Genomic DNA, 3,132 nt, shown 5'->3' with positions numbered 1-3,132 from the left:
CGGTCCTGGCCGTAGGTGGCGAGCAGGGCCTGGGCCTCGATGGGGTCGCCGAGGGTGGTGCCGGTGCCGTGGCCCTCGACGGCGTCGACGTCGCCCGGCCGGAGGTCGGCGGCGGCGAGCGCGGCGCGGATGACCCGTTGCTGCGACGGGCCGTTGGGAGCGGTGAGGCCGCTGCTCGCGCCGTCCTGGTTGACGGCGGATCCGCGGATGACCGCGAGGACGTCGTGGCCGGCCCGCCGGGCGTCCGAGAGGCGCTCCAGGAGGAGCATGCCGACGCCCTCGCCCCAGCCGGTGCCGTCGGCGGCGTCCGCGTAGGACTTGCAGCGGCCGTCGGCGGCGAGGCCGCGCTGGCGGCTGAACTCCATGAAGGTGACCGGGGTGGACATCACGGCGACTCCGCCGGCGAGGGCGAGGTCGCACTCGCCCGCGCGCAGGGCCTGGACGGCCAGGTGCAGGGCGACCAGGGAGGAGGAGCAGGCGGTGTCCACGGTGATGGCGGGGCCTTCGAAGCCGAAGGTGTAGGCGATGCGTCCGGAGGCGATGCTGGCGGCGCTGCCGTTGCCGATGTAGCCGTCGAGTCCTTCGGGCGGTTCGGTGAACCGTGAGCCGTAGTCGTTGTACATGACGCCCGCGAAGACGCCGGTGGCGGTGCCCTTCAGGTCGGCGGGGCGCAGTCCGGCGCGCTCCATGGCCTCCCAGGTGACTTCGAGGAGCAGGCGCTGCTGGGGGTCGGTGGCGAGGGCTTCACGGGGTGACATGCCGAAGAAGTCGGCGTCGAAGTCGACGGCGTCGTGCAGGAAGCCGCCGTGGCGGGTGTAGCAGGTTCCGGGGTGGTCGGGGTCGGGGTCGTAGAGGGTGTCGACGGACCAGCCGCGGTCCTCGGGGAAGTCCGATATGCCGTCGGTGCCGCTGTCCACGAGGTGCCAGAGGTCTTCCGGGGTGCGTACGCCGCCGGGGTAGCGGCAGCTCATGGAGACGATGGCGATGGGTTCCGTGGCCCTCGACTCGACCTGGTGCAGGCGGTTGCGCGTGCGTTGGAGGTCTGCGGTGACGCGCTTCAGGAACTCGTGAAGTTCGCGGAGCCTGTCCTCGGTCACGGATCGGTTCCCTTCGACAGCGGGGCCCGTGGTGTCGCCGGTGGTGGGTCGGTGGCGCGGGCGGTGGCGGTCCCGGACGGGTGCGGGCGGCCTGGGGCCGATTATGCGGACGGCCGGGGGTGGCTTCCGGACCTGCGGTGACCGGCTCTAAGAGATCCCCTAGCGTTGGCGGGCGCTGGGCTCTAGGGGCTCGGGGGGGAAGTCCAGGGCGCCGTCGGGTACGGCGGGCAGCAGGCCGAGGTCGGCGCTGCGGCCGAGGAGTTCGCGTACGGCGGCGTGGCCTTCGTCGCCGAGTTCCGCGGTGAAGGAGTTGACGTAGAGCTCGATGTGCTGGTCGACGACGTCCGTGGCCAGTTCCTGGGCGTGCTCCAGGACGTAGGGGCGGGAGGCGGCGGGGGTGTCCCAGGCGGCGCGGACGGAGGCGCGGACGGCGTCGGCGAGGGCGGTGAGACGGGTGGCGCCGAGGCTGCGGCGGGCGATGATGGCGCCGAGCGGGACGGGCAGTTGAGTCTCCTTCTCCCATTCCTCGCCCAGGTCGGCGACGCTGTGCAGGCCGTAGTGGCGGTAGGTGAAGCGGGCCTCGTGGATGACGAGGCCGGCGTCGACGAGGCCGTCGCGCACGGCGGGCATGATCTCGTGGAAGGGCAGGACGACGATCTCGCCGACGCCGCCGGGGACGGCGCGGGCCGCCCAGAGGCGGAAGAGGAGGTAGGCGGTGGAGCTCGTGCTGGGTACGGCGACGCGGGCGCCGGTGAGGCTGTCGGCGGGGCCGGTCCGCCTGCGCAGGACGAGCGGTCCGCAGCCGCGGCCGACGGCGCCGCCGCACGGCAGCAGGGCGTAGGTGTCGAGTACGTGCGGCAGGACGCCGTAGGACACCTTGAGGACGTCCAGTTCGCCGCGTTCGGCGAGCCCGTTGGTGACGTCGATGTCGGCCAGGCGTACGTCGGTCCCGGGTGCGCCGGGGAGCAGGCCGTGGGTCAGGGCGTGGAAGACGAACGTGTCGTTGGGGCACGGGGAGTGCGCCAGGGTCAGTGGTGACGTCATGCGGCCCGCCTCATTCTCTGCCGTGGGTGTTCCGGTGACGGCGCTCGCGCGCCCCCTCCAGGAAAGCCGGAGTGGGTGTGGGGTTTTCCCCAGACTGTCCTCCGCGAAGATGAGGGAGCCTCATCCGACGTGGCCGGATCCCCTGTGTTCCGGCCGGGAGCGGTGCATGTGCCGCTGCTTTCAGGAGGGTTCGGGCTCGTCCGGAGAAGGGCGGGCCGGCCGGCCTGGGTCGGGTGGCGCGGCTCCGCACCAGTTCCGCCCTGCCGGATCCACGGCGGCGCGAGTCGTCCGCGAAGACGGGTGGCTCGGCCGGGGCCCGCAGACGAGTTACGTGCCACCCGCGTACCTCGCACTCACTACGTGTGCCGCCAGGCACTGACCGAGGAGGTTCCCCGGTAATGGACGCAGGGCTCAAGCGTGAGCTGGAGGACAAGGTCTACTCCGGTGAACGGCTGTCCCGCGAGGACGGCATCGCGTTGTACGAGTCGGACGAGCTGGCCTGGCTGGGCGAGCTCGCGCACCATGCGCGTACGGTCAAGAACGGCGACGTGGTCCACTTCAACGTCAACCGTCACCTCAACATGACGAACGTGTGCACCGCGTCGTGCGCCTACTGCTCGTTCCAGCGCAAGCCGGGCGAGATGGACGCGTACACGATGCGCATCGAGGAGGCGGTCCGCCTCGCCAAGACGATGGAGAGCGAGCACCTCTCGGAGCTGCACATCGTCAACGGCCTGCACCCGACGCTTCCTTGGCGCTACTACCCGCGTTCGCTGCGGGAGCTGAAGAAGGCGCTGCCGAACGTGTCGCTGAAGGCGTTCACGGCGACGGAGATCCACCACTTCGAGACGATCTCCGGGATGTCGGCCTCCGACATCCTGGACGAGCTGATCGACGCGGGCCTGGAGTCGCTGACCGGCGGCGGCGCGGAGATCTTCGACTGGGAGGTGCGGCAGCACATCGTCGACCACCGCACCCACTGGGAGGACTG

General features: G+C 71.3%; 3 protein-coding genes. 1 reads left to right on the top strand and 2 read right to left on the bottom strand.

The annotated features are described in order from the left end of the window. A partial coding sequence (locus tag ABZV34_RS38005; protein ID WP_356287426.1) for a beta-ketoacyl synthase N-terminal-like domain-containing protein occupies positions 1 to 1,097 on the bottom strand: 1,097 nt, incomplete at its 3' end. Between the two features lie 159 nt (positions 1,098 to 1,256). Further along, positions 1,257 to 2,141 (bottom strand): 1,4-dihydroxy-6-naphthoate synthase, encoded by an 885-nt coding sequence (locus ABZV34_RS38000; RefSeq protein WP_356287423.1) that lies wholly within the window; start codon positions 2,139 to 2,141, stop codon positions 1,257 to 1,259. 398 nt (positions 2,142 to 2,539) lie between these two features. Here ABZV34_RS38000 and ABZV34_RS37995 point away from each other — a divergent pair. Then, positions 2,540 to 3,132 (top strand): radical SAM protein (locus ABZV34_RS37995; RefSeq protein ID WP_356287420.1); only part of this gene is annotated, 593 nt, incomplete at its 3' end.

Origin of the sequence: Streptomyces sp. NPDC005195 (assembly GCF_040608315.1) — a bacterium.
Lineage (GTDB): Bacteria > Actinomycetota > Actinomycetes > Streptomycetales > Streptomycetaceae > Streptomyces > Streptomyces kaempferi.
The sequence above is the reverse complement of the archived record's forward strand: the minus strand, read 5'-3'. Positions and strand labels throughout refer to the sequence as shown.